General features: G+C 53.2%; 37 protein-coding genes. 5 read left to right on the plus strand and 32 right to left on the minus strand.

Features of this window, described 5'->3' with window-relative positions:
• Positions 1-5: 5 nt before the first annotated feature.
• From traV to BFV67_RS23715, 11 genes are all read right to left on the minus strand, one after another.
• Positions 6-605: a type IV conjugative transfer system lipoprotein TraV gene (traV, locus tag BFV67_RS22515; RefSeq protein ID WP_069599009.1), complete on the minus strand. Its 600-nt coding sequence runs from the start codon at positions 603-605 to the stop codon at positions 6-8.
• A gap of 17 nt (positions 606-622) precedes the next feature.
• On the minus strand, positions 623-916 hold the full coding sequence (locus tag BFV67_RS24720) for a hypothetical protein (RefSeq protein ID WP_235610644.1): 294 nt from the start codon (positions 914-916) through the stop codon (positions 623-625).
• Between the two features lie 376 nt (positions 917-1,292).
• Positions 1,293-1,517 (minus strand): TraR/DksA C4-type zinc finger protein, encoded by a 225-nt coding sequence (locus BFV67_RS22530; protein ID WP_069599012.1) that lies wholly within the window; start codon positions 1,515-1,517, stop codon positions 1,293-1,295.
• 110 nt (positions 1,518-1,627) lie between these two features.
• The gene (gene traB, locus BFV67_RS22535; RefSeq protein WP_069599013.1) at positions 1,628-2,992 is read right to left on the minus strand and encodes an F-type conjugal transfer pilus assembly protein TraB; all 1,365 of its coding nucleotides are present in this window, start codon (positions 2,990-2,992) and stop codon (positions 1,628-1,630) included.
• Entirely contained in the window at positions 2,979-3,719 is a 741-nt protein-coding gene (gene traK, locus BFV67_RS22540) for a type-F conjugative transfer system secretin TraK (RefSeq protein WP_069599014.1), read from the minus strand. The genes traB and traK overlap by 14 nt, the downstream gene beginning before the upstream one ends.
• A complete protein-coding gene (traE, locus tag BFV67_RS22545) occupies positions 3,709-4,272 on the minus strand; it encodes a type IV conjugative transfer system protein TraE (protein ID WP_069599015.1) in 564 nt (187 codons plus the stop codon). Before traE ends, traK begins: the two co-directional genes overlap by 11 nt.
• Positions 4,273-4,289: 17 nt before the next feature.
• Positions 4,290-4,595, minus strand: a complete 306-nt coding sequence (gene traL / locus BFV67_RS22550; RefSeq protein WP_069599016.1) for a type IV conjugative transfer system protein TraL — start codon at positions 4,593-4,595, stop codon at positions 4,290-4,292.
• A 1-nt stretch (position 4,596) separates the two neighbouring features.
• The gene (gene traA, locus BFV67_RS22555) at positions 4,597-4,956 is read right to left on the minus strand and encodes a type IV conjugative transfer system pilin TraA (protein ID WP_069599017.1); all 360 of its coding nucleotides are present in this window, start codon (positions 4,954-4,956) and stop codon (positions 4,597-4,599) included.
• Between the two features lie 136 nt (positions 4,957-5,092).
• Positions 5,093-5,197 carry a TraY domain-containing protein gene (locus tag BFV67_RS24725; RefSeq protein ID WP_235610647.1) on the minus strand — a complete coding sequence of 35 codons (105 nt, stop codon included), beginning with the start codon at positions 5,195-5,197 and terminating at the stop codon, positions 5,093-5,095.
• A gap of 189 nt (positions 5,198-5,386) precedes the next feature.
• Positions 5,387-6,070 (minus strand): helix-turn-helix transcriptional regulator, encoded by a 684-nt coding sequence (locus BFV67_RS22560; protein ID WP_069599018.1) that lies wholly within the window; start codon positions 6,068-6,070, stop codon positions 5,387-5,389.
• Positions 6,071-6,171: 101 nt separating this feature from the next.
• On the minus strand, positions 6,172-6,897 hold the full coding sequence (locus BFV67_RS23715) for an SDR family NAD(P)-dependent oxidoreductase (RefSeq protein WP_071965129.1): 726 nt from the start codon (positions 6,895-6,897) through the stop codon (positions 6,172-6,174).
• A 236-nt stretch (positions 6,898-7,133) separates the two neighbouring features.
• On the opposite strand from BFV67_RS23715, the gene BFV67_RS22565 reads away from it, so the two are divergent.
• A complete protein-coding gene (locus BFV67_RS22565; protein ID WP_069599019.1) occupies positions 7,134-7,316 on the plus strand; it encodes a hypothetical protein in 183 nt (60 codons plus the stop codon).
• Positions 7,317-7,364: 48 nt separating this feature from the next.
• Here BFV67_RS22565 and BFV67_RS24320 read toward each other — a convergent pair whose 3' ends face one another.
• Positions 7,365-7,622: a hypothetical protein gene (locus BFV67_RS24320; RefSeq protein ID WP_157888840.1), complete on the minus strand. Its 258-nt coding sequence runs from the start codon at positions 7,620-7,622 to the stop codon at positions 7,365-7,367.
• Complete coding sequence (traM, locus tag BFV67_RS22570; RefSeq protein ID WP_069599020.1) at positions 7,623-8,006, minus strand: conjugal transfer relaxosome DNA-binding protein TraM; 384 nt, start codon at positions 8,004-8,006, stop codon at positions 7,623-7,625. It abuts the gene before it with no gap.
• Between the two features lie 470 nt (positions 8,007-8,476).
• Here traM and BFV67_RS22575 point away from each other — a divergent pair, with 470 nt between their 5' ends.
• The gene (locus tag BFV67_RS22575) at positions 8,477-8,932 is read left to right on the plus strand and encodes a transglycosylase SLT domain-containing protein (RefSeq protein ID WP_069599021.1); all 456 of its coding nucleotides are present in this window, start codon (positions 8,477-8,479) and stop codon (positions 8,930-8,932) included.
• Between the two features lie 11 nt (positions 8,933-8,943).
• Here BFV67_RS22575 and BFV67_RS22580 read toward each other — a convergent pair whose 3' ends face one another.
• The 17 genes from BFV67_RS22580 to BFV67_RS22665 form a co-directional block, all read right to left on the minus strand.
• Positions 8,944-9,474, minus strand: a complete 531-nt coding sequence (locus BFV67_RS22580; protein WP_069599022.1) for an antirestriction protein — start codon at positions 9,472-9,474, stop codon at positions 8,944-8,946.
• Positions 9,475-10,120: 646 nt separating this feature from the next.
• Complete coding sequence (locus tag BFV67_RS22585) at positions 10,121-10,837, minus strand: N-6 DNA methylase (RefSeq protein WP_418251761.1); 717 nt, start codon at positions 10,835-10,837, stop codon at positions 10,121-10,123.
• A gap of 159 nt (positions 10,838-10,996) precedes the next feature.
• Entirely contained in the window at positions 10,997-11,260 is a 264-nt protein-coding gene (locus BFV67_RS22590; protein ID WP_069599024.1) for a hypothetical protein, read from the minus strand.
• An 86-nt stretch (positions 11,261-11,346) separates the two neighbouring features.
• Positions 11,347-11,691 carry a hypothetical protein gene (locus BFV67_RS22595; RefSeq protein WP_069599025.1) on the minus strand — a complete coding sequence of 115 codons (345 nt, stop codon included), beginning with the start codon at positions 11,689-11,691 and terminating at the stop codon, positions 11,347-11,349.
• 60 nt (positions 11,692-11,751) lie between these two features.
• Complete coding sequence (locus BFV67_RS22600) at positions 11,752-12,147, minus strand: ammonia monooxygenase (protein ID WP_069599026.1); 396 nt, start codon at positions 12,145-12,147, stop codon at positions 11,752-11,754.
• Positions 12,148-12,569: 422 nt separating this feature from the next.
• Positions 12,570-13,022 (minus strand): conjugation system SOS inhibitor PsiB, encoded by a 453-nt coding sequence (gene psiB, locus BFV67_RS24325; protein WP_201258628.1) that lies wholly within the window; start codon positions 13,020-13,022, stop codon positions 12,570-12,572.
• 173 nt (positions 13,023-13,195) lie between these two features.
• Positions 13,196-13,504 carry a hypothetical protein gene (locus BFV67_RS22610; RefSeq protein WP_069599027.1) on the minus strand — a complete coding sequence of 103 codons (309 nt, stop codon included), beginning with the start codon at positions 13,502-13,504 and terminating at the stop codon, positions 13,196-13,198.
• Between the two features lie 71 nt (positions 13,505-13,575).
• The gene (locus tag BFV67_RS24480; protein WP_069599028.1) at positions 13,576-13,899 is read right to left on the minus strand and encodes a theronine dehydrogenase; all 324 of its coding nucleotides are present in this window, start codon (positions 13,897-13,899) and stop codon (positions 13,576-13,578) included.
• Positions 13,896-14,624, minus strand: a complete 729-nt coding sequence (locus tag BFV67_RS22620; RefSeq protein ID WP_069599029.1) for a plasmid SOS inhibition protein A — start codon at positions 14,622-14,624, stop codon at positions 13,896-13,898. Before BFV67_RS22620 ends, BFV67_RS24480 begins: the two co-directional genes overlap by 4 nt.
• A complete protein-coding gene (psiB, locus tag BFV67_RS22625; RefSeq protein ID WP_069599030.1) occupies positions 14,621-15,052 on the minus strand; it encodes a conjugation system SOS inhibitor PsiB in 432 nt (143 codons plus the stop codon). Before psiB (BFV67_RS22625) ends, BFV67_RS22620 begins: the two co-directional genes overlap by 4 nt.
• Positions 15,053-15,094: 42 nt before the next feature.
• Entirely contained in the window at positions 15,095-17,104 is a 2,010-nt protein-coding gene (locus BFV67_RS22630; protein ID WP_069599031.1) for a ParB/RepB/Spo0J family partition protein, read from the minus strand.
• Between the two features lie 72 nt (positions 17,105-17,176).
• Complete coding sequence (locus tag BFV67_RS22635) at positions 17,177-17,410, minus strand: DUF905 domain-containing protein (protein ID WP_069599032.1); 234 nt, start codon at positions 17,408-17,410, stop codon at positions 17,177-17,179.
• 47 nt (positions 17,411-17,457) lie between these two features.
• A complete protein-coding gene (gene ssb / locus BFV67_RS22640) occupies positions 17,458-17,997 on the minus strand; it encodes a single-stranded DNA-binding protein (protein WP_069599033.1) in 540 nt (179 codons plus the stop codon).
• Positions 17,998-18,849: 852 nt separating this feature from the next.
• Positions 18,850-19,356, minus strand: a complete 507-nt coding sequence (locus BFV67_RS22650; RefSeq protein WP_069599035.1) for an antirestriction protein ArdA — start codon at positions 19,354-19,356, stop codon at positions 18,850-18,852.
• A 410-nt stretch (positions 19,357-19,766) separates the two neighbouring features.
• The gene (locus BFV67_RS22655) at positions 19,767-20,183 is read right to left on the minus strand and encodes a DUF1380 family protein (RefSeq protein ID WP_069599036.1); all 417 of its coding nucleotides are present in this window, start codon (positions 20,181-20,183) and stop codon (positions 19,767-19,769) included.
• Positions 20,184-20,231: 48 nt separating this feature from the next.
• Positions 20,232-20,456: a hypothetical protein gene (locus tag BFV67_RS22660; RefSeq protein ID WP_045420362.1), complete on the minus strand. Its 225-nt coding sequence runs from the start codon at positions 20,454-20,456 to the stop codon at positions 20,232-20,234.
• Entirely contained in the window at positions 20,453-21,136 is a 684-nt protein-coding gene (locus tag BFV67_RS22665) for a DNA methylase (protein WP_069599037.1), read from the minus strand. Before BFV67_RS22665 ends, BFV67_RS22660 begins: the two co-directional genes overlap by 4 nt.
• A 351-nt stretch (positions 21,137-21,487) precedes the next feature.
• On the opposite strand from BFV67_RS22665, the gene BFV67_RS22670 reads away from it, so the two are divergent.
• From BFV67_RS22670 to BFV67_RS22680, 3 genes are all read left to right on the plus strand, one after another.
• A complete protein-coding gene (locus BFV67_RS22670; RefSeq protein ID WP_069599038.1) occupies positions 21,488-22,159 on the plus strand; it encodes an SOS response-associated peptidase family protein in 672 nt (223 codons plus the stop codon).
• A 179-nt stretch (positions 22,160-22,338) separates the two neighbouring features.
• Positions 22,339-22,761, plus strand: a complete 423-nt coding sequence (gene umuD / locus BFV67_RS22675; protein ID WP_069599039.1) for a translesion error-prone DNA polymerase V autoproteolytic subunit — start codon at positions 22,339-22,341, stop codon at positions 22,759-22,761.
• The gene (locus BFV67_RS22680) at positions 22,761-24,035 is read left to right on the plus strand and encodes a Y-family DNA polymerase (RefSeq protein ID WP_069599040.1); all 1,275 of its coding nucleotides are present in this window, start codon (positions 22,761-22,763) and stop codon (positions 24,033-24,035) included. Before umuD ends, BFV67_RS22680 begins: the two co-directional genes overlap by 1 nt.
• Before the next feature lie 81 nt (positions 24,036-24,116).
• Here the strand turns inward: BFV67_RS22680 and BFV67_RS22685 are convergent, their stop codons facing one another.
• Complete coding sequence (locus BFV67_RS22685; protein ID WP_069599041.1) at positions 24,117-25,091, minus strand: ParB family protein; 975 nt, start codon at positions 25,089-25,091, stop codon at positions 24,117-24,119.
• Complete coding sequence (locus BFV67_RS22690; protein ID WP_069599042.1) at positions 25,091-26,296, minus strand: AAA family ATPase; 1,206 nt, start codon at positions 26,294-26,296, stop codon at positions 25,091-25,093. The genes BFV67_RS22685 and BFV67_RS22690 overlap by 1 nt, the downstream gene beginning before the upstream one ends.
• Positions 26,297-26,430: the final 134 nt, after the last annotated feature.

Below are 26,430 nucleotides of genomic sequence, written 5' to 3' on the forward strand. Positions count from 1 at the left end.
AATCCTCAATTTACCCGGGACGGCAGAACCCAGTCTGCAGGACTGACAACGAAGGACACCCTGCCGGGCTGATGGAAGGCGTTATCGCTGTCCACCCAGGGCGCAATCCAGACCGTGGCGGTCTGGTCCTGGCTGCGCTGTGGATGTACGGAGCCGGGACTGTCACAGCGCACGCTCTGACATGACGGTGCCGGTGTTACGCCTGACATAACCGGACGCGATGCCGGAACGGATGAAACAGCCGTTACCGGCATGCCGGCGGCCGGACCCGGTGCCCGTGTTGACGTAGCGGCCCCGGCGCTTGTGCGTGTTACGGTGCCGGCAGATACTGCCGGGCTCCTGCTGGCTGCCCGCGCACCGGAAGGGGTACTGATAACGGAGCGTAGAGCAGACGAAACCGCAGCAGCAGGCTCCGGAAGATTAACCAGGGAAGGCAGCGCGCCCGCACCCGGCTTTCCCGCCTTGTCCCGGGCCAGCTGATTGGCCTTCGTCATGGTCATGCACGAATCGGTGGTGGTGGCATCGCAGTCGAAGCTGCTTTTGACCCCGGCACAGCCGGACAGCAGCAGGACAGAGCCTGCCAGTAAAAGCATGGTTTTATTCATGGCTGATCCTCTGAAAATTATGCGCTGAACGGTCTGGCCGGCTCAGAAAGTGCAAATCGAATACGCTCGATTTCTGCATCAAGACAGTACGAGACGTAATGCCAGTCGGTACCGGCATCCTGTTCGACGTACATGTGGCGAAGCGGTGAGCTTCTGAGACTCTCCAGCCGGGAAATCCCCTCCTGCAGCTGGGCATGCCACGTCTGGGGTAAACGGGAATAGCGCAGCATCCACGCAAGCGTGACCAGGCCGCTTATGACGCTGCAGGGGACCGATGCCGTGAATACCCAGACCACGATCGACATGACCATCGCAAGGCCCGATGCCCTCAGCTGCCTGGGCGAAAAGTGTTCCCGGGTGTACGCCACCCTTGCCCGGAGGGTTTCCAGATACCTCACCCGGTCGGTCAATTCCTGTCTGGTCAAATCGCTGAAGTCACGCAAAACAGGAGGGACATATCCGTCACGCGTCATTACCGACATCCCCTGACTGCAGTGGATACACGGGGCTCCCGCACTGACGAATGGCCTCCCTCATCCTTTCTCCTTCACCACCGGAGGACCGTTCTTTCATCCGGCAGTTCCCGGTGCTCACCCGTAAAGCCTGCATAACCTGGCCCTGTATCGCCGTTTTTCCGCTCCCGGTACGTCCGGCGACCACGAAATGGCCTTTTTTCTCCTGCATCCTTCACCTCATGTAATGTCTGCCCCGGATCTCCAGCGCCCGCTGGCACTCCGCACACGTGCGCACGCCCGGTATCGCCTTACGGCGTCGCGCCTCAATCCTTTCTCCGCAGCATTCGCACTGCCGGAGACTGTCTCCCGCCGACCTGCTCTGCTGCCGTGCCGCCTGAATATGCAGCCCGTTCAGCCACTCTTCCTGCTCCTGCAGCTGGTCCAGTACGTCAGCCATCCATCCTCCTCGCCTGACTGTCCGGACACGCTACCGCCCATCCCTTTTACGTCTTTCAGGGCACGGACCGCTCCGGATTGTGGGGTTCTCACCGGTCTCCCGGCGCCGTATTACTGTGTGACGACCTCTCCTGTCGCCGGGTCGACGCTGTCGCCTATCCTGAAATCCTGCAGCTGCTTCAGCATGTCCGGGGTACTGGCGGGCGCTGCAGCGGGCGTGGCCGCATGCGCGTTTTTGCCCTGCTTCGCCCCTCGCGCTGCCGTTTTCTCACGGGCTTCCTGCAGCGTTTCGAGCTGGAAGCCGTCCTGAAAGACCAGCGTCACGTCATTACCGGCACCAATCGGGATAACCGGGTGATACTGCTCGGCGCGCTTGATGTAGTAGTCCGAGAGGGTTTTCGCCGCGGAGCTGGCGCCGCCGCCGAAACCGGCCTGGGCGATATCGCCCGCCCCCATGCTCGCCGTGGCGCCAATACCCACCGCCGGTGAGGCGGCTTTCTCAATGCCCTTACCGATCCCGTCCAGAAATCCGGACCCGCCGGCATACAGCAGGATTTGCCCGTTGCGCATCACCACCTCGCCCTTGATGCCGTTTTTACCCATAAAGGAGACGTGTCCTGCAATCTTCTGATCGATGGTGTCATCACCGAGCTGGCAGCTGATGGAGCGGGTGCGCACGATGGCGCGCTCGCTCGACACGTCCCCCCAGGCCTCGAGCGTCACGAAGCATCCGGTGAGGTCAAACTCGCCGTCGTTGGGCATCTGCACTTTTCCCGTCAGCCTCAGCTGCATCGGGACCGTGTTTTTGTCACCGGTGACGGACGCATTCGCATCGGCCCCTTCCACCACGATGGCCTCAGCAAAGCTGCCCGAGTGGATCCAGGGGTAGCGAGGCCCTTTCTTGCCGATTTCCGGCGACGTGAACTCTTCGCTGTCCATCTGACCCGGACGCGGAACGGGCGTCATGACGGGCGCGGCAGGCGCCTGCCCGCCGCCTGCCGGCCAGAAGGTTGTCGGAGGGGGGACGCCTGCAGTCGCCGCCGGGGCGTTTGCGGCAGCCAGCGCCCCGGGAACAGGCTCAGCCCCGGCGCCGTCAAAGTTTTTTGCCGCCTCAAGCTGCGTCTGCAGCAGCCTGTTTTCATCTTCAAGTTCGGTGATGCGCACCTGCGACCCTTTCAGGTCACGGCCTATCAGCCCCATTTCCGTACGGAGCTTTTTAATCTCGCTCTGGGTTTCCTTGTTCAGCCTCTGCGCTTCGGCAATCGCTGAGCGCTGCACCTTCCCGTCGAAGGACTGGTTCACCACGCCCGTCATATCCGGCGCGGGTTCGCCTTTTTGCGGCTTTGGCGGCGCGCTTTTCTTCAGGTTCATCTCTGAGACCATCCACGTTCCTGCACCGCCTGCGCCGATGACCAGCACTAGGGCAATCAGCAGGGCAACCTGACGACGGCGAACGACTTTGTTAACGTTGGCCATCTTCACCCACCCCGTTTTCACGGATAACGGTGACGGTCATTTTTCCTCCCGCCATCAGCGTCTGCGCGTTGTTATCAAACATCACGGCGCGAACGCCGGGCTTCCAGAAGTCCTGCTCCCGCAGCACAATCCCCCGGGTACCGGCATTACGCAGTTCATAACGATCGGCACGCAGCTGGTCGCCCGCCCAGGCTTTCAGGGGGGTAACAGAAAAACCGCCGGGGAGACGAATACCGTCAGAAAGAGGTTTCACTTCGCCATAGCCATCAGGGATGTTCCCGGTCAGCACGGCGCGGTTAAGGCTGATTAACAGCTTTTCGTAAGCCTGAGCGGTTTCCCATTTACGGGTTTCAGGCCGTGAGGGCGGTTCCGTGCTCATCAGTCTCAGGACGCGGCCTTCACCCTTTACGGGAGTCGCCACGACTGAGAAGGTCTGGCCCAGCGCAGTTTCTACAAAAATCGTGAATGTACGGGTGGCTACAGAGGTGAACAGCACGCCACCGGCGGTAGTCAGCCGCTTGTCTGCCAGCATTCCACCTGGCGCCGTGATGGCGGTGACTTTGTCACCAGGGATAAAAATCATGTTGGGATCGGTATTGCTGATACTCAGCCGGAGCTGCCCGCCCTGTGGGAGGCTTATCGTGGCAGGTGACTGAGCCTGCGCAGCCGTGGCCACAAAGACCAGCATGGCTGTACCAGACAATAGCGCCGGAAGGTTATTTTTCATTGGTCACCTCGTAGAACCGACCTATGCGGGTAAAGCCACCGGCGTACTTAAGCCGCAGGCGATAGCTTTTGATTTCCGTCGAGGGCTTCGAATTGCCAATCCACATTTTCAGAACGCCTCGCACGTCAACGCGCCCGTCAACGGGATAGACATTCACCTCGGAGGGATAGAACGTGGAGTTCACGTCACTGGCTTTAATTTGTGCCGCTTCCGCCTGCAGGACAGGATTAAAATCCCCCGTCACTTCGGGCAGAACGAAAGAGAGCAGGAAGGCGTGATTTGAGTCCACCGTTTCGGGCGAGACATTGAGACGCAGGGCCAGGAATGACAGCGTCATCATCCGGAAGTACTCCGCATCGGCGCTGGTGTCAGACACGGCAAAAGGCGCGCTGTACGTCATTGGCGTGACGACGGTTCGCTGCTCGTGAATGAGGCTTCTGTTGGTGATGGCGAGCCAGCTGACGGCGAAGGCGAGAATAAAGACCAGAACCATTAATACCATGAGGATAATGGCGATCATCTTTGTGGAGGAATTACGAGCGCTGATTTCCATAGCTGGCCCTGCGTAAGTTATTTAATCCATTTCCTGAAACTGGAGTCGGGAATAACGCGGTAGACAATCCGAAATAACTCAACGGGCAAATGCCAGTAGCACCAGTTGTAAAGCCACCTTGAGCTTTTTCCGCGTTTTGCCGCTTTAATCAGCTGCCAGAGCACCGCGGCAATAATCAGGCTGAAAAGATACTTTTTGGTGAAAAACCCCCACAGCAAAACGACCGCTGGGGGGATGGCTTCATCAAGGGGCAGCCCAATTAGACGGTTTTGATCTGACAACGTTTTCGGGAAACGGTATTTTTCGAGTTCGTTTCCCGTCATGTCAGCTGATAAAGGTCATACCGACGGACGTGAAGACGATCACCACGACCAGACCCAGCAGAATCAGCAGGTTCTTGGTGCGGATGTACATGGCGACACCGACGATAAGCTCGGCGATGATGATACACATCATCACGAAGGAGTCGGCGCCGAAGGTCGCTTTCACATCGTCCTTTCCGCCTGCCAGCAGGTCAGTGGCGTGGGCCATCTGACCTGCGCCGAGCAGCAGCAGCGGAGAGAGGGCAGCGAGACGGGACAGGGATTTTCGGCTGGTCACGCTGCGCCATGCTGAGCGGCAGAACTGCCATCCGCGATTTTTGACAGACGTGGGGAGGCCGCCTTTTGAACAGGTTAAACTCATAGAAACTCCATTTAACTTAATTAAATCTGAATAAAATGCTGACAGTAAAAGTCAGTCTGTTACAGCACCATATTAAAATGACGCTGTAATCAGACATCTTTACTTAAGATGGAAACATAAAGTTTAGTTCTACCATCTAAGATCCATCAGGTTTGAATCGCTTATTCTGAGCTGCGATATCAGGAAAACATTTCAAATGGTCCTCCAAGCGAATCAGAGCTTCCATCGTTTTTGTTCTCATTGACCGTTTTGAAGACTGGGTCAAAAGTTTGTTCAGCTCTGGTGATAATTGCAGAGATAACCCTACAGATTTATAACTTTGAGACACGCCCTTACTCCCTGTAACACGATGTTTATCAATGATAACAACCGAGAAAAACAAGTAAAGAATGCGCAAAAAAAAACCTATGAGATTTCATAGGTTTCTCTTTTAATCGAGCAAAAGCCTGAAAGGAACTATCTCGTGCAAGCCTTTTACATAGCACTCATAGATAAGGTCATCAATATTATCGACACAAAATTTTAACTTTATATTCTTAATATGAAAGTCATAGGATGAGGTTGACATCCCTGAAAGCTCGGCAACTTTAGTTCGTGAAAATCCCTTTAAAATAAAATATAGAACCTTACTCTCCTTGGGCGTTAGCCCCATACCTTTATAGTCCTGGATTTTAAGTTTTCCAGCTTCCCCACCCAGATTTCCATATTCAATGGATTTATTGTAGATGAGTGCAGTAGCAATAGTACCAGATGGGATTCCTTGTTTGTTGAAAATAACCTTTTTGCAGGTCAATAAGTTTGCCTTATCTACACCCATCAACGGTTCCAATACACTATAGTTATGACCAGAGAGAATATCCGCCTCATGTTCTTTATAAATATCTGCATATTCGGCCCATGGCATATCCAGATCAGAAAGACCAACCAAACTCTGAGGATCTACTCCAGAAAATTGCATAAAATTGATATTTGAGGCCACAAATCTATGATTTAAATCTTTGACCAATACTATACCACACCCCCAATCAATCAATGGGTTAGAATGATAGAACTCAATATTGTGATCTTTACCTTGATTTTCAACATAGAACTGACTAGAGTTTTTAACGGTCATTATAAAACCTCATTATTCTGACCACGGACGGTAGTGACCCACATCACTACTGTCCAACTAATTTATTTGACAGAGAAAAGAACACTTCACAAATAATATAATTATACTGTCGTGTATCCACCATCAATCACTTGATTTGTTCCAGTTATGAAGTCTGCTTTTGGCGAACTGAGATAATATACTAATGATGCAACTTCTTCAGAAGTACCAATTCTATTAAATAAATGCATTTTGCATTCAGATGCATGAACATCATCAACTGAACACCCGTATTTGACTGAAGCATTTTCTATGGCTTTTCTGTATAAAGGCGTATCAATAGTACCAGGACATACTGCGTTACATCTAATTCCATATTGAGCATAATCGATTGCTATACTCCTAGCCATTGATGATACTGCAGCTTTCGTCAACCCATAAGCATAACTATTTGGCTTTCCGACTATTGCCTGATCTGATGACAGAAGGACAATAGAACCACCATTTTTTTTCATTAATGGCAATGCTTCTTTCACAACATAAAAAACCCCGATGATATTTACATCAATAATATTATAAAAAACTTCGTTTGGGGTGCTCTCAACATCGCCTGAAAAGTGAATGCCTGATGAAACGACTAATGCATCAATTTTATCTTCCGACCTTGAAATAGCTTGAAAAGCACTCATTATATTAGTGTATTTCGATACATCGCAATGAATATATAGTGCTTCTTTTGATTCAATAACATCCAAAACATACACTTTATAGCCATTTTCTTTAAATTCTCTTACTACCGACTGGCCAATTCCTTGACTTCCCCCAGCAACAACACATACCTTACTCATTAAAAACCTCTTCAGGACAAAGTAAAAATGTAAAATTGGATTGGCATTTTACATTTCCATAACTTTTTACCCGAAACATACTAAATAAAAAACTGCATCTCATTTAAATTTACAATTAATTACGATACATTAGGAATAACACTAAAATAAATATAAATCCTATAATCAACCATTAATTGCGAGGTTCCCCAAGATATGTATATGATGTTAAATCTTTAAAACACCTGAGAGACACCATGCAAACAAACCACTTAAAAATCAAAACAGTACACTTACCGGAGCAAAAGGGTTTTCTTAAAGACTATTGGGTTGCTATATATGAAGGTAATATAGAGTGGGGTGAAAGCGAAGAAGAAGCGATCAACAAAATAAAGTGCAGCATGGAGTTAATGAAAAAGAAATCGCAAACCATCAATTAAATTAAAGCTGAAGGGTAGGAGCGCTAAAACTTACCCTTCACATTACTTTCAAATTTTATAAAATGCAAAAAATGTTTCAAAATTATCTATTACAAATAAAAACCACACAAAAATCATAGTTAAAAATAAAAACACATTGATAATTACCAGTCGCACGCCTGAACGTAAAAAATCTATCTTACAAGCTAAAACACAGTAAATAAACCAATAAAAACAAAAACAAAAACAAGAAAAACCAATACCAAATACAAAATAAAAACTTGAAGTATCAAGCGCAACATTATAAATATTGCCGCTTGATTTCATTTATGAATCCTCACCACCATCGTCAGGGAAGAAATTATTAACCTGCTGCCTGGCAAATTTTTCAATTGCTGGTTTAATATCTGAAAGTATGAAATGTCCACTATCTATGGCTTCTGGGCTTAGAGCACTCATCTTCATAATCTCAGAGCACATTGCCCTTACTCTGGACATACTTTCCAGCATGACTTTATTGTACTCCATCTGATTGAAGCCACCCTCCTTTCTTTCTCTCTGAATCATGTAGACCCGCAACCCCAGCTCCAGCAACATTGAAGACACGTTTGAAAACGATGCATCCTCAACCCCTTCCTGTTTTCTGAGCGTCACCAGATCGGAAATTTGTTCATACACATTATTGTTACAGTAAGTCTGTATTTTTGGCATTTTCTTATCCAGATAAAATTTATTTATATTCGTTTCATTCGTGAATCATATCCGATTCACTCAATCTAAACTAGCGATTCATTGACGAATCAAGCAGGCAAAAAAGGCGATTCATTTATACCGAAAACCGCGATTCGAATCTAGATTCGAATCGCATCAACTTATTGATTTATGTAGAGTGAATCACATATGAATCCAGATTCGAATCGGATGCGATTCATACACGATTCGCAAGCGATTCGCAAATTCATCGCCCGGTATAAAATACCGCATTAAAAATCACATAAGCACATGATTCTTAAACATAATCATGCAAGATGAAATCTTGCGAGGTGTGTGGGACTTTGAAGTTAAGGAGCAGGGTTAGACAAATTTGTCAGCCGGGCAGGATTACGCATATTCCGGCATTGCCGTTTTTTATCGGAAATGGCACTCTTGACGTGGGATATGATAGATATGGAATATTGAAGATGAAGAAAGTTCTTCTTGCTGTATTACTCGTGATTACCTCTCCTGCCATTGCTCAGGACTGTTTTGACATGGCGGGAAGGGATTACCATATTGAACCTGATTTATTGCGTGCAATCTCTTTCAGAGAGTCATCATGGCGCCCTGATGCAATGAACGTTGTCAGCAATCAAAGTTACGCTGTCGGTATGATGCAAATACACTCCCAGAATTTTTCACATCTGGCTCAGTATGGGATCACGGCTGGTAATCTTTACAGAGATCCCTGCATGAATATCTATACAGGTGCCTATTATCTCGCAATTGCTTTTAAGCGCTGGGGATACTCCTGGAGGGCAGTAGGAGCTTATAATGCAGGCTTTCGTGAAACGGAGGTACAAGAGAGGAAACGACAGAATTACGCAGATGAAATCAGAGCAATTTATAACAGGATCAAAAAAAATGCGTCACCTGAGTGACGCATCATCTGTTAATCAATAGCTCGCCATATCAGTTCACGTTCAGGGTGCTGAATAATGCTGACATAATCCTTTAGTGCATCCTGACGGGCGATGAGATGATTAAGAATCGTGGTGTATTCCGGTCCCATATCAACCATCTGCCATGACAACCAGTTCATTATCATTAATGTAGCAATAATTCCGGCAGCATCAGCACTAACCTTTGTTTCAAAATAATTACCAGCGATAACCATGTTATAGCGCTGCTCACCTTCCGGTGCTATATATCCGGTTTGCGTCGTGGTGAATCTGACACAGTTCGGAGCCACGTTTCCGCCAGTGCCCTGCGGAATAATCCAGTAACTCCAGAAACCACCATCGTAATCTGAATGCTGGCATAACCAGCTGGCAATCATGTTATCAGCAGAAGGCGTAAAAAAGAGTGCAGGAATAAAATCCAGACGTTCATCGCCATCTTTAACACAGTAGCGCTGGCGTTCATCGATTTTAAATTGTTCGTCTGATTCACGAGTGGCGGTTTTGACGTTTAATGTATGCATTCTGGTTTTCTCCTCATTAGGTTATTACATCGTTCGACTTCATCACTGAGCGGCAAAGGGCAATGAGCAGCTGACGGGGAGGAAATAAAGGGGCGCGCAGCGTTTATACACCCCTTTATTTCCTCCCAGGCTGATGCTAAAAGCAGCCCTCCGCGACTTGATGAAATCGGGCGATAGTCACAGCAGGAGAATGCACACATCCCGGAACGGAAAATCGTCGCAAGACGGATTTACTTTCCGGTCATTAAAGAGGCGGGAATTTATTACCGCAACGGTGAAAGCGGCGCATCCTTTCAGGATGCAGCAAGCGTGAATTTGAATTTGCGTCAGGATGGAAGCCCGCTGCCCTGAGGTTTACCGAAGAGCCGGGCAGAGACAGCTTGCTGGCTCTGTTCACGACAGCCGCGTCCCTTAAGGGACGACGCCCGGACTGATATTTATTATTTTCAACGTAAAGAATAAATACCATAAGAGATAAATAGCAGGATGCCCGATGAAATATCACAGGTCTTCATAAATAATAATGAGAAAATCACGCTCCGGAGTAATACTTGCGGCGCGGAGCGCTGCCAGTATTACTCTTCGCCGCAGGCGTGCGGCTTTTGATACCGCGAAAGGCAGGATATTCCCCTGCCCTTCAGGATAGTTATGCAGCTTTATTCATCGCTCGCATAAATTCGCGCATTGCGCTGATACGGCGCTGATCGTCCAGCCGCTTCTCAAAGTTGTTGATGTAGTACACCGGCGTATACCTGACCCTGTTAAGCTGCATCGTCAGCGTATTGCCCGTGACCACTTCGGCAGGAATACCCAGCAGGGATAGCTGTATAAACGCCATATCGGCTGCGATCGGGTCGATATCAATACAGCTACCGAACATATGCTCAGACGGGTTAAAGCCCGACTCCAGTAGATATTCCGCATACGCCACAATCATCCCCGCCGCGCCGCTTGCCGGATCGCTGACGGTCACGAACCCTTCACGCCTGATTGTCTGTTCGACATCCTGCATGAGCAGCTTCGCCATTAGCGACTGGAGGTGATACGGCGTGAAATACTGCCCGTTGCGGTCGTCGCCCAGCTCAAGCTCCATGAAAATCGCCCCGAGAAAGTCGTGAAATTTCGACTCCAGTGCGCTAACCATCATGCAGAAAAGCGTGTGTAGATTGCTGATATCGCTCCCGCTGTACTTCGCACAGATTTTACGGCTGCGATCAATGTTCTCCGGCGTTCTGATCCGCGCCATATCCAGCTCGCTGGCCGCCAGCGTGATAAAGTCGCTGAAAACCTCCCAGCGGCGCAGCTGGCGGGCGGTATCCCTGAACACGCGGATAAACTGGCGCCGTGCTTCGTCAGTCGTCATCATCCGGTGCGGTATCGTCGGCACGTTCACGGCTGGCAATACGGTTTTAGCGTGTGTAACTGGTGCAGCCTCTTTCGCCTGGTCAAAGAAGCTGGCAAAACTGAGTTGAGACATAAATTTTCCCCCTCAAATGCCGCCCCCTGCGGGGCGGCTCCTCCGTCAGTTAAATGCCCGCTTCAGTTCGAGCGTGCGTAACACCTGCCCCCACTCACTCCCGCGCATGGCAGGAATACGCACAGAGCGGCCCTTCTTCCGGCAGTGTGCAATGTGACGACCCAGCGCCCGCATTTCGGCGCTGATTTCGTCACGGTCGATATCACTGCGTTTAATTCGTACCTGTTTTTTTACAGGTGCGTTTTCCGCCTCACGCATCTGGACATACAGGGCGGTCGGTGTAACAATCGAAGCTTCACTGAATTGCATGGGTTTGTTCCTTTTGGTGAAGGCCGGATTCATCGTTCCTAGGCGAATAAATCCGGCGGGATATGGCAGACGAAAGTCTGCCTTTTTCATTTCTGGCGCTGCTCAACCTCCTTAACGCGTGCCAGAATCTCCGCGTGGTCAAGGTTGCTGTAGTCACGCATCCGGTAATAACGGATACCGATCCGCGCGTAGATTTCGGTCACGTTGCCGCAGACCATTTCCGCCAGCATGAAGGTTTCGCACTCGCCGTTCTCGCTGCTGCGCCAGTTCATCGGGTACATCAGCCCCAGCGCATCATGGAAGGCGTGCACGTCGATTTCAGCGGGCGCTTTCACTGCCGCCTTCTCACGGCTCAGCCAGTACGCCCGCTCAGCCTCAGCTGTGGCCTGTATTCCCAACAGGGCGGAAGATTCGGTCAGATGTAATTGCATGGTGTTCTCCTTTTAGGGTTGATGGCGACAAGCACTGCCGCCGTGGTAAGTAAAGCCAGCTCACTCTGCGAGCATTGCGTATTCAAAGTTCATACAGTCTTTCAGGCTTCTGTTCGCATACGTCCACGCCGCCAGCCCGTTTTCACCGTATAACCGGACCGCGTGAGCTTTAGCCTGTAACCACGGCTGCACGACATGGAACGACAGCAGCGGCTTATCACGCATCCAGTCGAGCACGCCCTCGTCCCAGACGTTTTTGCTCATGGCGCAAAGAATGTTGCAGACTTCTTCCGCCTCGTCGGCCTCTGACTGTTGCAGATTCCAGACCTGACACAGCTCCAGCAGGTATGACTTTTGCTCTGCGATAACACAGGCCAGACGGGCTTTCGGGTCTGAACCCCATCTTTCGGAAGATTCTTTGGTGGCGGTTTTGACGTTGACGTTCTGTGTGTTCATTCTGCTTTTTCTCCTGTCTGGTGGTTAATCCATCTCTCGTTGAGTTCCCTGGCGGCATAGGGCAAAGGAGCGACGGCGGGGCGGCAGGAGAAGGGCGGAGACAAAAGTTTTTGCGGTCCTTCGCAAAAAGTTTTGGCGGAGTGCATTTCACCCTTCGGATGACGACACGACGGTGCTACGACTAGCCCTCCGCCCGGGGACTTAACGGGAGAGGGCTCGCCAGGGGTATGTGGAGAGGATGAACACAGCCGACACGGCGGAACGGCGTGGCGTCAGAGGACTGTCGGCAGTTTTACCGCCGACAGGGTGAAGCGGCGCGTCCGTTTGCGGACGCAGCAAGCGCAGGGGTTGACGTTGCGTCAGGATGGAAGCCCGGAGGGCGGAGACGGTTTACCGGCTCCGTTCACGACAGCCGTGTCCCGTCAGGGACGACGCCCGTGTGTTGCCGTTTCTGTGAAAGCAGCCAGTTCATTAGCCAGGCCCGCAAGCGTATACCGCTTTTTATCCAGCACATCAGCCCGCAGCAGCAGTCTGTTAACCAGAAAAGTGTCCAGCACCGGCATTCTGCGCAGACATTTAATCCGCTGTCCGCTGGCAGACTGCAGCAACAGCATCCAGTGGTCACAGACTTCACCGGGGCTGGTCAGCAAGAACCAGTGCCTGCCATGCGGAGGAACATACCGCAGGCAGACGGGCCATACGCCACCGTATTCAGTGTGATTTTCGGATGAAACCACCCAACCCTCCGGCAAAAGCAGCTCCCGCACAACGGCCTGCGTCAGCACCTGACGTGAAGACCAGCCATCAGAGCGAGACTGCTCATAATCCTCCGGCGTCATGGCAACCAGCGCCGGTAATGTCAGTCCTTTGCTCACAAGTAGTCTCCTTTTATAGCTGCAGACTACGACTGTTCTCCGGCCCCTGCAGACCCGAAGATTTGCAGGGGATAATAACAACACTCACCGGTGAGACTTTCCGCGAAAATAGTCTGGTCGCGCCACCCCTGTTCGTAACTATCCTGTTTCTGCATTATCTTTAACCATGAATTTCATTGGGCTATATGCCGCCAAGCGGCACGAATAAGCAGGAAGAACATGTAAAAGATGACCGTCGCAGTAAACATGCCGATGAGTATCGCCAGAGATACTTCCGGAGCACCTGACCACATACTGTCACTCCTGAACACCAGAAATGAAAATAACGCACCGAGTCCGGCAAGAGACAAAAACTGAAGAATAAATGCCCGCTTCCGGGTCATAACAACACTGATGATGAGATATCCATATCCTGCGGTAATTACAGCTATTACAACAAACATTCGCAAAAAATGAGTAAAGGCATACTGAACTTCGGTCATAACTGGTTTCCATCCCGGGTAAGTTACACTGATACATTAACAGACATTAATCCGCATATTATATAACCGATTTACCCTGCTGATATCCCACGAAAGTACGCAGGCCGTGCCGTCAGTTCCCTCTCGATGAGTTCATCCGCAAACAGCGGCGCGATCCTGTTAACACGGCGCTCCAGATTCCGCCGACGGGTTGCCGCCTTGCGCTCATCGCTCCAGCGCCTGACAGGCCTGTCATACAGAAAATCTACGCACACAGCATATCCGGCTCCGGCCACCCACAGTGACATCACGGACTCAGGTGCTGGCTTCCCTGCCTCCACCACTTCTGACGCCAGCTCTGGTTCACCGGGACAGGGACCGGGACGCTTCCAGCGCAGTGAGTAACGCCACTTCATACCTGACTCCGCGCGGTCAGCTTGTTGGGGACCATCCAGCGCTCCAGCTGCCTGGCAGACTCAGTGCTTTCCCGCGCCAGCGCATCCGTTTCAGCCATCACCGTCCAGAAAGGCTGGTTATCCGTCATCCAGCGTTCCATTGGCGCCAGTGACGGAAAACGCTCGCTCCAGCGCCAGAACATCTCCTCCAGGTCGTACAGGCGCAGTTCAGTCCCCGACCAGCGTGCGCTCCAGCTGCTGACCGTCTCCGGGGTATGGAATGCCAGCTCAATCTCCGCCTGCCCTGCCAGCGCCTGATACGCTGTTTCGCGCTGGCACGCTTCCTTACGGCGCTGGCGGGTGTATTTTTCATCCCGCAGAGCGTCCTGACAGCGAACCCGCTCGGTCTGCTGAAAGGCCACCTCCGGAAAGAGGCGCTGACCTGCACCGACAGGAAGCGGCAGCCAGCAACACGTCCCGCGACTTTCAATCAGGGCATCGATGGCACTGAGCCAGCAGTCCCTGCAGCCCCGCAGCTCCCGCGCCGTCAGCACCGGCGCAAAATGATGGATTTCCCTGAGTGAGATGCGCGTGCTGCCCGTGAGCCGGCGAAAAAAGGCGCTGGCATACGGGTACGCCGCTGACACCGCGCCGCGCGACCGCCTGCGCTCAACCTCAGCGATGGCTTCCATCGCGGCGCGGCGCTCAGGGCTGAAGGGAACCAGAGAGAGATGTGAGGGGATCATGCCGCGCCCTCCGCTGCCAGAATACTGATGATACTGGCCTGACTGTATCCGTCCGCATCGAGACGCGCCGTCAGGCTGACGGTGTGGCTGACAAGCTCCGGCTGGTAGCCGCTCAGGGTTCGAATGACGGAGAACGGACGACCGCTGGCGGGAACGAACACCACCATCCAGACGGGACTGATGGCACCGGGACTGCACACCGCAATATGATAATTGCCGTGCGAGGGGGTAAAGCGCATCTGTACGGGGAAGAACCCGCCGAACTCGCTGCGGTACTCGCCGTTCATGTCCCAGTTGTCAGGGCAGGACAGGTCACGCATGACGGCGTGGGTCAGTTCACGGCGGTAGTCTTCGCCGCTGTCTCGCCAGTCCTCAAACTCATCACAGGACATCGTTTTCAGTACATCGGAGGTCAGAATAGTGCGCATGGGTTTATCCTTATCGCCGCCCCGCAGGGCGGCGCTCCGTTATCAGGCGGCGTGTGCCGTGTCGGTGATGTTGTTGTCAGTGCTGTCGGTATCTGAAACGGCGTCGTCAGCACCGGATTCAGCCACTGACTCCGGTCCTTTCAGCCATGCCGGAACCCAGCGGGTGTGCTGCATAAAGTGCTCTGCATGTGCTGCGGCGTCGCCTTTCTTCATCTTCTCCGCGTCACCCGCCGCGCCCGTCAGCCCCGCCTCCTTCAGGGAGGCGACAATCTGCGGATGTTTCAGGCTGCCGAAGTAATTGTCCTTCGTCGGCTGCCACCAGTCGCGCAGGTGGAACCCGATTGCCGCCTCGACCGTATCGAGGGTACTGCGCGAGGTATGCCCCATATCGCGGGTCTGAACCCCGTCAACGGAACAGGCCGTGCAGAAGGCCATGAGCGACATCAGCACCTCCCCGCTCAGGGCGAAGAAGGTGGTGAAGTCCTTCTCCCAGCCCGCTGGCAGCAGGGCTTTCAGACGTGCTTTTTCTGTCATCAGGAGGTCAAACGCTGCGCCGCTCTTACCGGACGGGGCATTCTCCGTCAGGCTGCCGTGAGACACGGTCAGGCTGATACGGAACGGGTGTGTCGTCGTCAGACAACCGGAGAACACGCAGGTACACATGCGCCATACCATCAGCGCCACGGCTTTTTCAGGCTGCTGCATCAGCGCGGCCTGTACCGCCAGCGTACGCTCGGAGGTCATTTTCGTGAGCAACGGGACGCTGATCCCCTCGGCGGCATCTGTCTGACGCGAGGTGAACGGCACCGTTACGCTGCTGGTTTCGGTTTCTTCCGGCATATCCGCTTTCAGGCGCACACCTCGCTGCACGTATACCTGCCCTTCGTACAGACTGACCATTACCCCCGCCCCTGACTTCATATCGTCAGTCCACGCGCTGACTTCTGAGGCCTGTTCGATCGCTTCGATCTCAGCTTCCAGCGCGTCCGTCTCGTCGCAAACGCTGTCATATGTGTCGTACTGCTCCCGCAGGGCATCAAGACGCTGCTGTTGTTCAGGGGTGTAGACCGGATCGGGTTCAACAGGCTGAACGAACTCCTGACCGTCTTCGCCGTGATACCAGATGCGGGCTGCGCGTCCGCGGCTCCATGCCCAGCCCTCACGCTGCTGTATGTCCTGGGCGATACGCTCCAGCTTCTCCTGCACCAGACGCTCGACCAGCACGCTGTCAGCCGTGCCGTCGCCCTCGTCCTGGCTGAACAGATCTTCGCGGACGTACCCTCCCGCCGCCTCGTAAGCCTCGCGTCCAATGAAACGGAATTTGGTGTTGTCGGTGCGCATCTCGGTTTCAGTAATGGCGCGTTTTATCAGGTGCGCGGGGGCATTCGACCAGCTGGCCTTCACGCTTTCGAAGACCTCAACCTGACGGGCAGGATCGTCCTCGAGACAGATCGCCTGACACTGCTCAACAGTCAGTTCGTCCTGCGCGAGCCTGTCCATCAGGGACGGGGCGAGGTTTGCCAGCTTCAGCATGCGCTGCACGTGGCGGGTGCTGAATCCGAGGGCGTCGCCAATCTGCGCGGGGGTTTTGCCCTGCTCTGCCAGGGTACGGAAACCTGCGATCTGCTCGGCGGGGTGCATGGCGGCGCGCTGCTCGTTCTCGGCAACGGAGGCGAGCGCAGCAATATCGTCAGAGACGCGCCTGACCATCACGGCGTGGTCATCCGGCAGACGTCCCTCCTGCGCCAGCAGATTCAGGGCGGTAAGACGGCGGCCACCTGCGGCCACACCCAGCTTTCCGTCTGCGAGAGTGTGAACAATCAGGTTCTGGAGCAGTCCGAGCGTCTCAATGGAGTCGGCCAGACCGCGAACGCTGTCCACCGAATAGGGGATGGTGCGCACGTTAAGCGGGGATTTAACGAGATCGGACAGCGGAACATACTCGACCTCGGCGGCCTCAAGGGCGGCTTTCAGGGCTTCTTCCTGCGCCTTCGTGATTTTTTTGCTGCTCGCTTTTTTGGGTGCTTTTGATTTAACATCGGTTACTGACATAGTTAATACCTCACAGATTGATGATTGTCCGGCCCTGCGGAGTTAGCGCTCCGGCAGGGCACCTCTTACTGCTTACTTCGTTTTACGGATACCGTAACGTTCGATGTAACGGTTGAGCCATTTCCCTGCATCCGCTTCAAAATTCCATGCGCGCCACACCATCTCGCCATCCTTACGGACAACGAGGCGAAAGTGCGTCCCCTGGTCATCCTCAATCGCAACATTCTCAAACTCCGCCGCCACGGCTTCAGCCTGTTCGCGGGTGAAGGTGTCATCCGGTAACGGTCCGGCGTTATAAATACTCATGTTTTCTCCTTCAGCCCCGCCAGTTGCAGGGCGTGTTCATCAGGGTTTCAGTACGGGGCATCATCATCCATCGGCGGATAGTCGTCCGGTAGCGGCTGCGGCACCTGCTGAGACGGTGCGGCGCTCTGACGGCTTTTTCTGGCTCCCTTCGCTTTCGGGGATTTTTCCTGCGCATCAGCTGGCTGTGGCTGAGTCTGCGACTGCTGCGGGGCGACATTCCGGGACTGACCAGCGTCACGACGACCACCCAGCATCTGCATGGTGCCGTTCTGCCCGACCACGATTTCGGTGACGTAACGGGTCAGGCCGCTGTCGTCCTGCCAGTTACGGGTACGCAGCTGGCCTTCGACATACACCTGAGCGCCCTTGCGCAGGTACTCCCCCGCAACTTCCGCGAGCTTGCCGAACAGCACGACACGGTGCCATTCGGTATTTTCTCGCATCTCTCCGGTCTGCTTATCGCGCCAGGACTCTGATGTGGCGAGGCTGAAGTTAGCCACCGCGCCGCCGTTGGGCATGTAACGAACGTCCGGGTCCTGCCCCAGATTGCCCACGATGATGACTTTGTTGATGCCGCGTACTGTCATGATGAATCTCCTTCCGGTTGTTTTGCCTTTAAAAACCATCACCCGTTGAGTTGCCGGGGCCGCGGTTTTGACGTTTTGCGGGGACCTGCTGAACCTGCCCCCTGGTTGTTACCTTCACCCGTTTGAGAGCCGTTCGCCGCAGGGGCGTAAACCAGCACGGGCGATGGCGGATGTCCAGGGCGCGGTTTACCGCGTGCCATTTACCCTGGACAGCTGACAGCGACTGTGCTTGTCTCAGCCCCGGCGAAAGGACTCAGAGGGGTGAAATGACCAGGAGGAAATGAGCAGGAACCCGCCGCAACGACGGAACGCGCGGGCGCGAAACGGCGTTGCGCCTTACAGCCCGGCATCTGTTTGCCGGGGTGCAGAAAGCGCAGGATACGGCGCGTGAAGGGCGGCGTGACCGGAACGGTCGCAGCAAGCCTGCCGTTGACGTTGCGACAGAGGGATGGAAACCCGCTGCCCCGGAGGGGCCGGGCAGAGACAGCTCTGCTGGCTCTGTGCAGAGCATGACAGCCCCGGTTCCCGCCAGGGAAGTCGCCCGCACTCATATCGCTCAGGAAGAAAAGCTGACAGGGCAGCGATATCATCCTGTGCGCCATCACCAACGGCAACGGCAACGGCAACGGCAACGGCAACGGCAACGGCAACGGCAACGCAGGAATTATCACCGGAACAGAAATACCGCCGACCAGCTACAGCTCACCGGTATTCATACTCTGACACCACAGGAACATCAGACACTGGCGGAGATGCGCGGCGCCGCAGGCGCTGCGTACTTCGCCGGCAGGCAGCGCCTGCCAGGTTTTTGCGCGCGGGCTGACAGGCGGCTAAACCGCCTGCCCGGGATAATCAGTTGCTGAAGACGTAGCCGTCGTGGAATACATAACCGCTGCTGAACAGGTCACGCGCCCAGGCTTCAAAATCGAAATAGCTACGCAGCGGCTCCGGCACCTCATTCAGCAGGCCGTTGTCTTCAGCCATTTCACGCGCATAGTCCTCCTCGCTCTCCGCCTCGCCGCGATACGCATCATCAAACGCGTCATAGTCACACTCGCCTGTATACTCCGCCCAGGCGATAAACGCGGCTTCCCTGCCCTCTTCTTCGGCGCGTTTGTACGCGGCGATAAAATCCCAGTCGATGGCGCATTCAGAGACGAACTGTGACGGGATACCCTCCCAGTCCTGGAACATAAATTCTGCGCCCCATTCATCGGCGTGCAGCGCCTGACAGGCCTCGTAAAAATCCTCCCGGCCGTCAAACTCCGTCAGGTCAAACCATTTGCCGAAAATGCTCCCGCAGTTGTACTTGTGGTACGTGCCAACGTAGACAGCAGGTGTGGTGGTCGTAGTGCTCATGGAAATTCCTCCGTGGTCGATGTCGTCTGAGTTCCGGCTTACGCCGTGCCGACACGACAGCCCGACAGGGAGCGAAAAATGCATGGGCGATGCATGAAGCCGCAGCGCCGGTAAACAGCGGAGAGGGTCTGGACGGTTAGCGAGCGAATATTGAGCGAGATAACGACGGGAAGAACCGCGACAGGCATTTAAACAAACGGCGACCGGGTGAAGGCATCGACGTCAGTGAACCCTTGCATTTGCAGCGTTCGGGCTAAAGTAGAGGCACGGCGTTTGCCGCAGGCCGCACGAACGTCACTCACCGCGCGGCCGTAACGCCGTGGAGGTCTCGCCGGAACAGAGGAGCTGGCGACATCCTTTTACGTTGCAGGACCGGCAGGGCCAGGATTGCTCCCGGCCCTGCGGCTGCATCAGATCCGCTCCATCAGCATTCTGACATCGTGTAGTGCCTGTTTGAGGAATTCAGGCGTGGGTCGCCCGGCCTCCCATGCCTGCCCGACAAGATTTTCCAGGTCACCTTCCTGTCGCCGCAGTACGCGCATGAGCAGCGCCGCAGGAACGCTTACCTCGCGTGCCACGGCCTCACGGTGTCGTACCAGAAGGTCGCATACGCCTGAATTTGTAACGCCTTCCCTGCGATATACAGCCATATCCGTATTACCGGTTGTTTCCATCAGTCCCTGAATCTCGGCAGGTTCCGGCTTTACATCAAGTTCACCGCAGGCGACATAAAAAGCTTCTTCGGTCCATACCAGCAGTACCAGCGGCTCGTCGGGGGTGAACATGTTTTCGAGCCGGGTGCAGAGTTCTTCGCGTGTTCCGTACATTCTGATTCTCCAGAGTCTTCTTCTGGCGGGCGTTTCCGCCCGCCCGTGTCAGTCTTTAAAGCTGGCGTCCAGCTCCAGCGCCTGCCGGTATGCTTCAAGATAAAGTGCGTTGATGCGGCAAATTGTCTGGCGGGCCAGGCGCTCCGTCAGGTTCTCCGCGTCGTAGCGGTAGCGGGATTCCAGCGCATTGAGCGTGGCGCGCAGATCGCACATGCTGTTTGCCAGGGCGGCAACGTCGGCACGCAGTGCTTCGTTTCCGGCATAGTTCGTCATGCGGCCTCCGGATACCAGCGGTCGTCATTTGCCGCCGGGGTCTGCATGGCGCGGCGTACCGCATCAAGGCGTTTCTGTCCCGCCTGGTGATACTGCTCCAGCAGTTCGATCCCGATGTAGCGACGGCCAGACTGGAGGGCAGCCACGCAGGTGGAGCCGCTTCCGGCAAACGGATCGAGAACAATGGCGTTCGGGTGTGTGAAGCTCTCAATCAGCGGTTGCAGGCTGGTTACGGGTTTTTCGGTCGGGTGGTGGCGGTTGCCGCTGTATTTCCAGCCCAGCACATCCGGCAGCGGGTTTTGCGGAAGGGCCGGACGGCCTTTTGCCAGCAGGTAGGCACATTCATGGCGATAGCCAACATAAGCGGACTTCGATGTGTAGGTTTTGGTAAACACCAGGTGGCCGACAACGCTGAATCCGGCATGTTTCCAGGCGGCCATAAAGCGATCGACGCGGTTCCAGCCGTAGAAACTCACCATCAGCGCGTCTTTTTTCAGCACGCGATACATCTCATGGCAGGCGGGTTGCAGCCATTCATCGGTTTTGTCACCGGCGATGGTACGCCCCTGACGGTCACGAAAACCTACCAGATATGGTGGGTCTGTCAGGATAAAATCGACAGCGTTATCCGGAAAGCCGGACATGATATGGACGCAGTTACCCAGGATAAATCGGGACATGATACTTCTCCTTTCTCAAATGCGGCGCCAGTTACGCCGTGCCGATACGACAGCCGGGTTAAAAGCGGAGAATGCAGGGGCGGTGCCGCAAGCCGCAGCGCAGTGAAAAAGCAGACGCTGGCTGGACGGTTTGACGGCGAAAATTGAGACGGAAAACGACGGGAAGACAGCGGGTAATGCCTCTGAAATTAACTGCGACCGGGTGAGGACACCGACAGAGTGAACCCTTGCATTCGCAGCGTCCCGGCTACAGTAGCGGCACGGCGGCCACACGATGGCAGGAACCTTAAATACGGCCTATGTTCAGAACTGAGGTGAACCCTGATTAGAGATCCACAGCGGAGAAACACAATGTGTGGTCGGTTTACGCAGTATCACTCCCGCGAGGAGTACCAGGCCTTTCTCGGAGAAGAAGCTGAACGGGATATTCCGTATGATCCGGAGCCCGTCGGCCGCTACAACGTTGCGCCCGGAACCCGGGTATTGCTGCTGAATGAACGCCGCTCGCAGCTGCATCTTGATCCTGTTCACTGGGGTTATGCCCCGGAGTGGTGGAAAAAGCCCGCTCTCATCAACGCCCGAAGTGAAACTGCTGCCGGCAGCCGGATGTTCAGGCCACTCCAGGAGCACGTACGGGCCATTGTTTTTGCCGACGGCTGGTTCGAGTGGAAACAGCAAAACGGCGTGAAACAGCCGTTTTTCATTTACCGAAAGGACGGAAATCCACTCCTGCTCGCAGCCATCGGGAAACAACCATTTGAAAACGGCAATGACCAGGAAGGATTCCTAATCGTCACAGCAGCTGCGGATGAGGGACTGCTGGACATTCACGATCGGCGACCGCTCGTGTACTCACCGGCTGCCGCACGTAAATGGCTCAGCGAAAACACAACCGGTAAAGAGGCGGAAGACATTGCCCGCGAGGGCAGTCTTCCTGCCGAAGATTTCACATGGCACCCCGTCAGCCGGGCAGTTGGCAATCCCGGTAACCAGGGCCGGAAACTTATTGAGCCACTGACCTAGCAGACGCTGAGATACGCGGCATCCACTCACAGGGTTATGCACCGTTTCTGTGGATAACCCACAGCCTGTTTTATCCGCCAGAACAATGACCTGGTAATAGCCGGTAAAATTCTCCTTGCAGGACGGAAAATATCTTAAATAATACTGTATATAAAAACAGGTATTTTAAGAGGTATGCCATGATCCTTTTTGTCGCTCCCGCATCTGAGCCAGCACTGTTTACCGCACCACTTTTCACAGAGCGCTGTCCGGCAGGTTTTCCGTCACCGGCTGCGGACTACACCGAAGACGAACTGGATCTGAACGCCTACTGTATCCGTCGCCCCAGCGCGACTTACTTTGTCCGTGCCATTGGCGATTCGATGAAGGATATGGGCCTGCACTCCGGCGACCTGATGATTGTCGACAAGGCCGAAAGACCTGTGCAGGGGGATATCGTCATCGCAGAAACAGATGGCGAATTCACCGTTAAACGCCTGCAGCTTAAACCCCGGATTGCCCTGCTGCCGATGAATCCCGCCTACCCCACTCTTTATCCGGAAGAACTGCAGATCTTCGGCGTGGTGACGGCATTCATACACAAGACGCGGGGTACGAACTGATGTTTGCACTCGCTGACGTGAATTCATTCTATGCCAGCTGTGAAAAGGTATTTCGTCCGGACCTGCGTAACAGGCCCGTTGTGGTGCTCAGCAACAACGATGGCTGCGTCATCGCGCGCAGTGCCGAAGCGAAGCGGCTGGGTATTAAAATGGGCGTCCCCTGGTTCCAGCTGAAGACGGCAAAATTCCCGGAGCCGGTCATTACGTTCTCGAGCAATTACGAGCTCTATGCGTCTATGTCGAACAGAGTTATGTCTCATCTCGAGGAGCTGGCGCCGCGCGTGGAGCAGTACAGCATCGACGAGATGTTTCTGGACATTCGTGGCATAGACCGCTGCATTAATTTTGAGGACTTCGGCCGGCAGCTGCGCGAGCACGTGCGTTCCGGTACGGGGCTGACAATCGGTGTCGGGATGGGGCCGACCAAAACGCTGGCTAAAAGCGCGCAATGGGCGTCGAAAGAGTGGCCACAGTTCGGTGGGGTGCTTGCCCTGACTTTAAATAATCCGAAGCGAACGGAGAAACTGCTCTCACTGCAGCCGGTTGAAGAAATCTGGGGAGTAGGCCGGAGAATTTCGAAAAAGTTGGGCACTATGGGTATCACTACGGCACTGCAGCTGGCGCGCGCGAACCCTGTATTTATAAGGAAAAATTTCAACGTTGTGCTGGAGAGAACCGTCCGGGAACTCAACGGAGAAAGCTGTATTTCACTGGAAGAAGCACCTCCGCCGAAACAGCAGATTGTCTGCAGCCGCTCCTTTGGGGAGCGCGTCACGACATATGAAGCCATGCGGCAGGCAGTCTGTCAGTATGCTGAACGTGCAGCTGAAAAGCTGCGCGGCGAGCGTCAGTTCTGCAGGCATATTGCCGTTTTTGTGAAGACGTCGCCGTTCGCTGTAAACGAACCGTGTTACGGGAATGTGGCCAGTGAAAAGCTGATGACTCCCACGCAGGATACCCGGGACATCATATCCGCAGAGGTGAAAGCGCTGGATCGGATCTGGGTGAATGGCCATCGATATGCAAAAGCAGGTTGCATGCTCAATGATTTCACTCCTACCGGTGTTTCACAGTTGAATCTGTTCGATAATACTCAGCCCCGAAGCAACAGTAATCAGCTGATGAAAGTCGTGGACGGTATTAACCATTCTGGTATGGGGAAAGTGTGGTTTGCGGGGCGAGGCATTGCTCCTGAGTGGCAAATGAAGCGGGAGATGCTTTCTCCTGCTTATACGACACGCTGGTCAGATATTCCTGCAGCGAAACTGGCGTGAAATTTTGGCGATTTCACCTTGAAATTCTCAACCTAAATTATCTAATTACAATAAGTTAGGTGTGAAATCGCCGTGGCGAAATTATTGGCTCAAATTTCTTTCAAGGACCTCGTTGATAGCCTTGTCCAGTTCATCCTGAACCACTTTTGACATACGGCTAAACTCATAAGTCAGCGTGCGCCCTTTCACACGCTTGCGCGCGAATTTGTCCTTTTCTTCAAAGGACCAGAGTGGGGAAATCACTGACTTTTCCTTGGGGGGGGGAGCTATCAATGCCTGCGATGCCTGAGAAATCAGCTTCAGTATACTGGCTTTCTGTTCGTCTTCTGGTCGCTCGCGATCACTCAAAATTGCATTGTGTTGATCAGAGACAGACTGAATGAGTTCTTCAGACGTTAAGCCCTTTTCACTGAGCTTTTCATTAACCTCTAACAGAATTTTATAGTCACTAAACGACAGCTCAGACTGAACCGGGAACAAAGAAATCAATTCTTGCGGTACGGCTGCCGCCTGCAGTGCCCTGGTGACCTTAGCCTGGGATAACCCCTCCAGTTCAGCAATTTCCTTTTGATTGAATCCGGACTCTTTCAGAGCCATCAATCTTAAGCCGATCTCCCGAAGGTTATGCTCTTTAGCTGTCTGGATATCTTTAGCCAGCTGGCGAGCTTCATCAGCTGATAAAAGTTCATCGGTAACCATTACATCAAGGCCTGTACGGATATAAATCGCTGAGGCTCGCCGTCTTGAACCATCCAGTATCTCAATCCTTTCACCTTGTTGTATGCCAATACAGGGGAAGAACTGCTGAAACTTAATCGTCTGGATAATAGATTTCAGGGACTCCCTGGTCAGAGCAAGTTGATCTCTTCCGTTGGTTTCCTGGTTTACGAATGTCTTACTTTCAACGTCCGATGCAGGTACCCGAACAAACCTGAACGTTATCTTCCTGCCGGTTTTTAGAGTAAATACCTGACTTCTTTGGGTGTCAGTCATCTCGACCATTGACGCCTGGGTATTTAACTGCCTGCCAATGGTTTTTCTTTTCTCATTCGACATCACATACCTCCGTTAGTACGAATGAACTCAATGCGATCAAATACGGCCTTCGCAAAGTCTTCCGCTGCTGATTTTGCGCTTTTAAGCGCCTCGGTGCTTCCATCATAGGTTGCTGGATTTGCGGAAATAACGGTGTCAAAAGTCTCCCCGCAGCGCTCGAAGCCATCCAGCCGCGGCAGAACCATGTCGAGCATATCGGCACCGAATACCTCTTTGGCCTGACTATGGCAAATTTTGTGATCAGATTTGTTCAGGATTTTAGACATAAAACCGACATTTCCGATGAGATTGCAGGTGTGTCCATCCTGTTCAATCGAATCAATAAGCGCAGGAAGGCTGGCTACAAACTTCAGGGAAGAATGAAAATCAACTGTTGCCGGTGGAAGAGGGGTCAACATCAGGTCTGCCGCACCGATGCAGTTTTTCAGGAACGCATCGAGGTGAGGACCACTATCAAGGAAGATAAAGTCGTAGTCATACCGGAGCTTGTCGATAATGTTCTCTTTAAGCACTGCATGAATATTTTGCCCTGGCAGATGTTCCTCACACAATCCCTTCCAGCCTTCAGCAAGGAATGCATCGTCAATGGAAGCGGGAATAACATCAACGCCCGGGATAATTGACGGCACGATGAAATCTGACAGTAATTCTTCACGAGACACGTTCTGGAGCATGGCCTGAGCAGCCGTATTTTCAACCAGGCCCACTGAATTCTCATGGCTCAGGAACATTGTCAGAGATGCCTGCGGATCGAAATCGATGGCCAGAATACGCAGGTCTTCGAACAGAAGCTGAGGATGAGCCCGAAAAGCATGGGATAATGAAGCGGTAGATACTGTCTTGGAACCGCCACCTTTAAGGTTACATACAAAAAGAGTGAAGGCTTCATCGAAGCGATCTCTGTACTTGGGTACTTTACGATGGAAATACAGATCGATGACGTTCTGAATCGTCATCGCGTACTTCATCGTATTGCCGGAAGGTTTCTTTTTAAAAATGTAGCCACTGGCTTCCATTTCGGCCACAGCATACTCAACACTCCCTTTGCTGAGCTTAGGCAGCTTATATAGGGCGGCTTTGCTGTATTCCTGATAGAACTCGGTAAGCTTCAATTCCTCTTTTTGCTGGCGGATACTTTCGCTCAAGGATGTCAGAAGTTTACCTGCACGTGTGGCGACTTTCCGTAACTGATCAATATTTTTCATTTATCACCTCATGACATTTTTTGTCATTTTGAACAAAAAGAATCATGTTGCAAGAAATAATTCATATTATTTTGATTTTGCTCTCACAGGAGACTCCGAAGATTAAATGGAGAAGAGGGCACTACGTCCACAAT

This window comes from Enterobacter roggenkampii, assembly GCF_001729805.1.
In the GTDB taxonomy this organism is placed as follows: Bacteria; Pseudomonadota; Gammaproteobacteria; order Enterobacterales; family Enterobacteriaceae; genus Enterobacter; species Enterobacter roggenkampii.

Bases quoted from the DNA above. Each gene is read 5' to 3' on its own strand.
- traV (WP_069599009.1), bottom strand. From the start codon at position 605: ATGAATAAAACCATGCTTTTACTGGCAGGCTCTGTCCTGCTGCTGTCC.
- BFV67_RS24720 (WP_235610644.1), bottom strand. From the start codon at position 916: ATGGTCATGTCGATCGTGGTCTGGGTATTCACGGCATCGGTCCCCTGC.
- BFV67_RS22530 (WP_069599012.1), bottom strand. From the start codon at position 1,517: ATGGCTGACGTACTGGACCAGCTGCAGGAGCAGGAAGAGTGGCTGAAC.
- traB (WP_069599013.1), bottom strand. From the start codon at position 2,992: ATGGCCAACGTTAACAAAGTCGTTCGCCGTCGTCAGGTTGCCCTGCTG.
- traK (WP_069599014.1), bottom strand. From the start codon at position 3,719: ATGAAAAATAACCTTCCGGCGCTATTGTCTGGTACAGCCATGCTGGTC.
- traE (WP_069599015.1), bottom strand. From the start codon at position 4,272: ATGGAAATCAGCGCTCGTAATTCCTCCACAAAGATGATCGCCATTATC.
- traL (WP_069599016.1), bottom strand. From the start codon at position 4,595: ATGACGGGAAACGAACTCGAAAAATACCGTTTCCCGAAAACGTTGTCA.
- traA (WP_069599017.1), bottom strand. From the start codon at position 4,956: ATGAGTTTAACCTGTTCAAAAGGCGGCCTCCCCACGTCTGTCAAAAAT.
- BFV67_RS24725 (WP_235610647.1), bottom strand. From the start codon at position 5,197: ATGAGAACAAAAACGATGGAAGCTCTGATTCGCTTGGAGGACCATTTG.
- BFV67_RS22560 (WP_069599018.1), bottom strand. From the start codon at position 6,070: ATGACCGTTAAAAACTCTAGTCAGTTCTATGTTGAAAATCAAGGTAAA.
- BFV67_RS23715 (WP_071965129.1), bottom strand. From the start codon at position 6,897: ATGAGTAAGGTATGTGTTGTTGCTGGGGGAAGTCAAGGAATTGGCCAG.
- BFV67_RS22565 (WP_069599019.1), top strand. From the start codon at position 7,134: ATGCAAACAAACCACTTAAAAATCAAAACAGTACACTTACCGGAGCAA.
- BFV67_RS24320 (WP_157888840.1), bottom strand. From the start codon at position 7,622: ATGAAATCAAGCGGCAATATTTATAATGTTGCGCTTGATACTTCAAGT.
- traM (WP_069599020.1), bottom strand. From the start codon at position 8,006: ATGCCAAAAATACAGACTTACTGTAACAATAATGTGTATGAACAAATT.
- BFV67_RS22575 (WP_069599021.1), top strand. From the start codon at position 8,477: ATGAAGAAAGTTCTTCTTGCTGTATTACTCGTGATTACCTCTCCTGCC.
- BFV67_RS22580 (WP_069599022.1), bottom strand. From the start codon at position 9,474: ATGCATACATTAAACGTCAAAACCGCCACTCGTGAATCAGACGAACAA.
- BFV67_RS22585 (WP_418251761.1), bottom strand. From the start codon at position 10,837: ATGACGACTGACGAAGCACGGCGCCAGTTTATCCGCGTGTTCAGGGAT.
- BFV67_RS22590 (WP_069599024.1), bottom strand. From the start codon at position 11,260: ATGCAATTCAGTGAAGCTTCGATTGTTACACCGACCGCCCTGTATGTC.
- BFV67_RS22595 (WP_069599025.1), bottom strand. From the start codon at position 11,691: ATGCAATTACATCTGACCGAATCTTCCGCCCTGTTGGGAATACAGGCC.
- BFV67_RS22600 (WP_069599026.1), bottom strand. From the start codon at position 12,147: ATGAACACACAGAACGTCAACGTCAAAACCGCCACCAAAGAATCTTCC.
- BFV67_RS22610 (WP_069599027.1), bottom strand. From the start codon at position 13,504: ATGACCGAAGTTCAGTATGCCTTTACTCATTTTTTGCGAATGTTTGTT.
- BFV67_RS24480 (WP_069599028.1), bottom strand. From the start codon at position 13,899: ATGAAGTGGCGTTACTCACTGCGCTGGAAGCGTCCCGGTCCCTGTCCC.
- BFV67_RS22620 (WP_069599029.1), bottom strand. From the start codon at position 14,624: ATGATCCCCTCACATCTCTCTCTGGTTCCCTTCAGCCCTGAGCGCCGC.
- psiB (WP_069599030.1), bottom strand. From the start codon at position 15,052: ATGCGCACTATTCTGACCTCCGATGTACTGAAAACGATGTCCTGTGAT.
- BFV67_RS22630 (WP_069599031.1), bottom strand. From the start codon at position 17,104: ATGTCAGTAACCGATGTTAAATCAAAAGCACCCAAAAAAGCGAGCAGC.
- BFV67_RS22635 (WP_069599032.1), bottom strand. From the start codon at position 17,410: ATGAGTATTTATAACGCCGGACCGTTACCGGATGACACCTTCACCCGC.
- ssb (WP_069599033.1), bottom strand. From the start codon at position 17,997: ATGACAGTACGCGGCATCAACAAAGTCATCATCGTGGGCAATCTGGGG.
- BFV67_RS22650 (WP_069599035.1), bottom strand. From the start codon at position 19,356: ATGAGCACTACGACCACCACACCTGCTGTCTACGTTGGCACGTACCAC.
- BFV67_RS22655 (WP_069599036.1), bottom strand. From the start codon at position 20,183: ATGTACGGAACACGCGAAGAACTCTGCACCCGGCTCGAAAACATGTTC.
- BFV67_RS22660 (WP_045420362.1), bottom strand. From the start codon at position 20,456: ATGACGAACTATGCCGGAAACGAAGCACTGCGTGCCGACGTTGCCGCC.
- BFV67_RS22665 (WP_069599037.1), bottom strand. From the start codon at position 21,136: ATGTCCCGATTTATCCTGGGTAACTGCGTCCATATCATGTCCGGCTTT.
- BFV67_RS22670 (WP_069599038.1), top strand. From the start codon at position 21,488: ATGTGTGGTCGGTTTACGCAGTATCACTCCCGCGAGGAGTACCAGGCC.
- umuD (WP_069599039.1), top strand. From the start codon at position 22,339: ATGATCCTTTTTGTCGCTCCCGCATCTGAGCCAGCACTGTTTACCGCA.
- BFV67_RS22680 (WP_069599040.1), top strand. From the start codon at position 22,761: ATGTTTGCACTCGCTGACGTGAATTCATTCTATGCCAGCTGTGAAAAG.
- BFV67_RS22685 (WP_069599041.1), bottom strand. From the start codon at position 25,091: ATGTCGAATGAGAAAAGAAAAACCATTGGCAGGCAGTTAAATACCCAG.
- BFV67_RS22690 (WP_069599042.1), bottom strand. From the start codon at position 26,296: ATGAAAAATATTGATCAGTTACGGAAAGTCGCCACACGTGCAGGTAAA.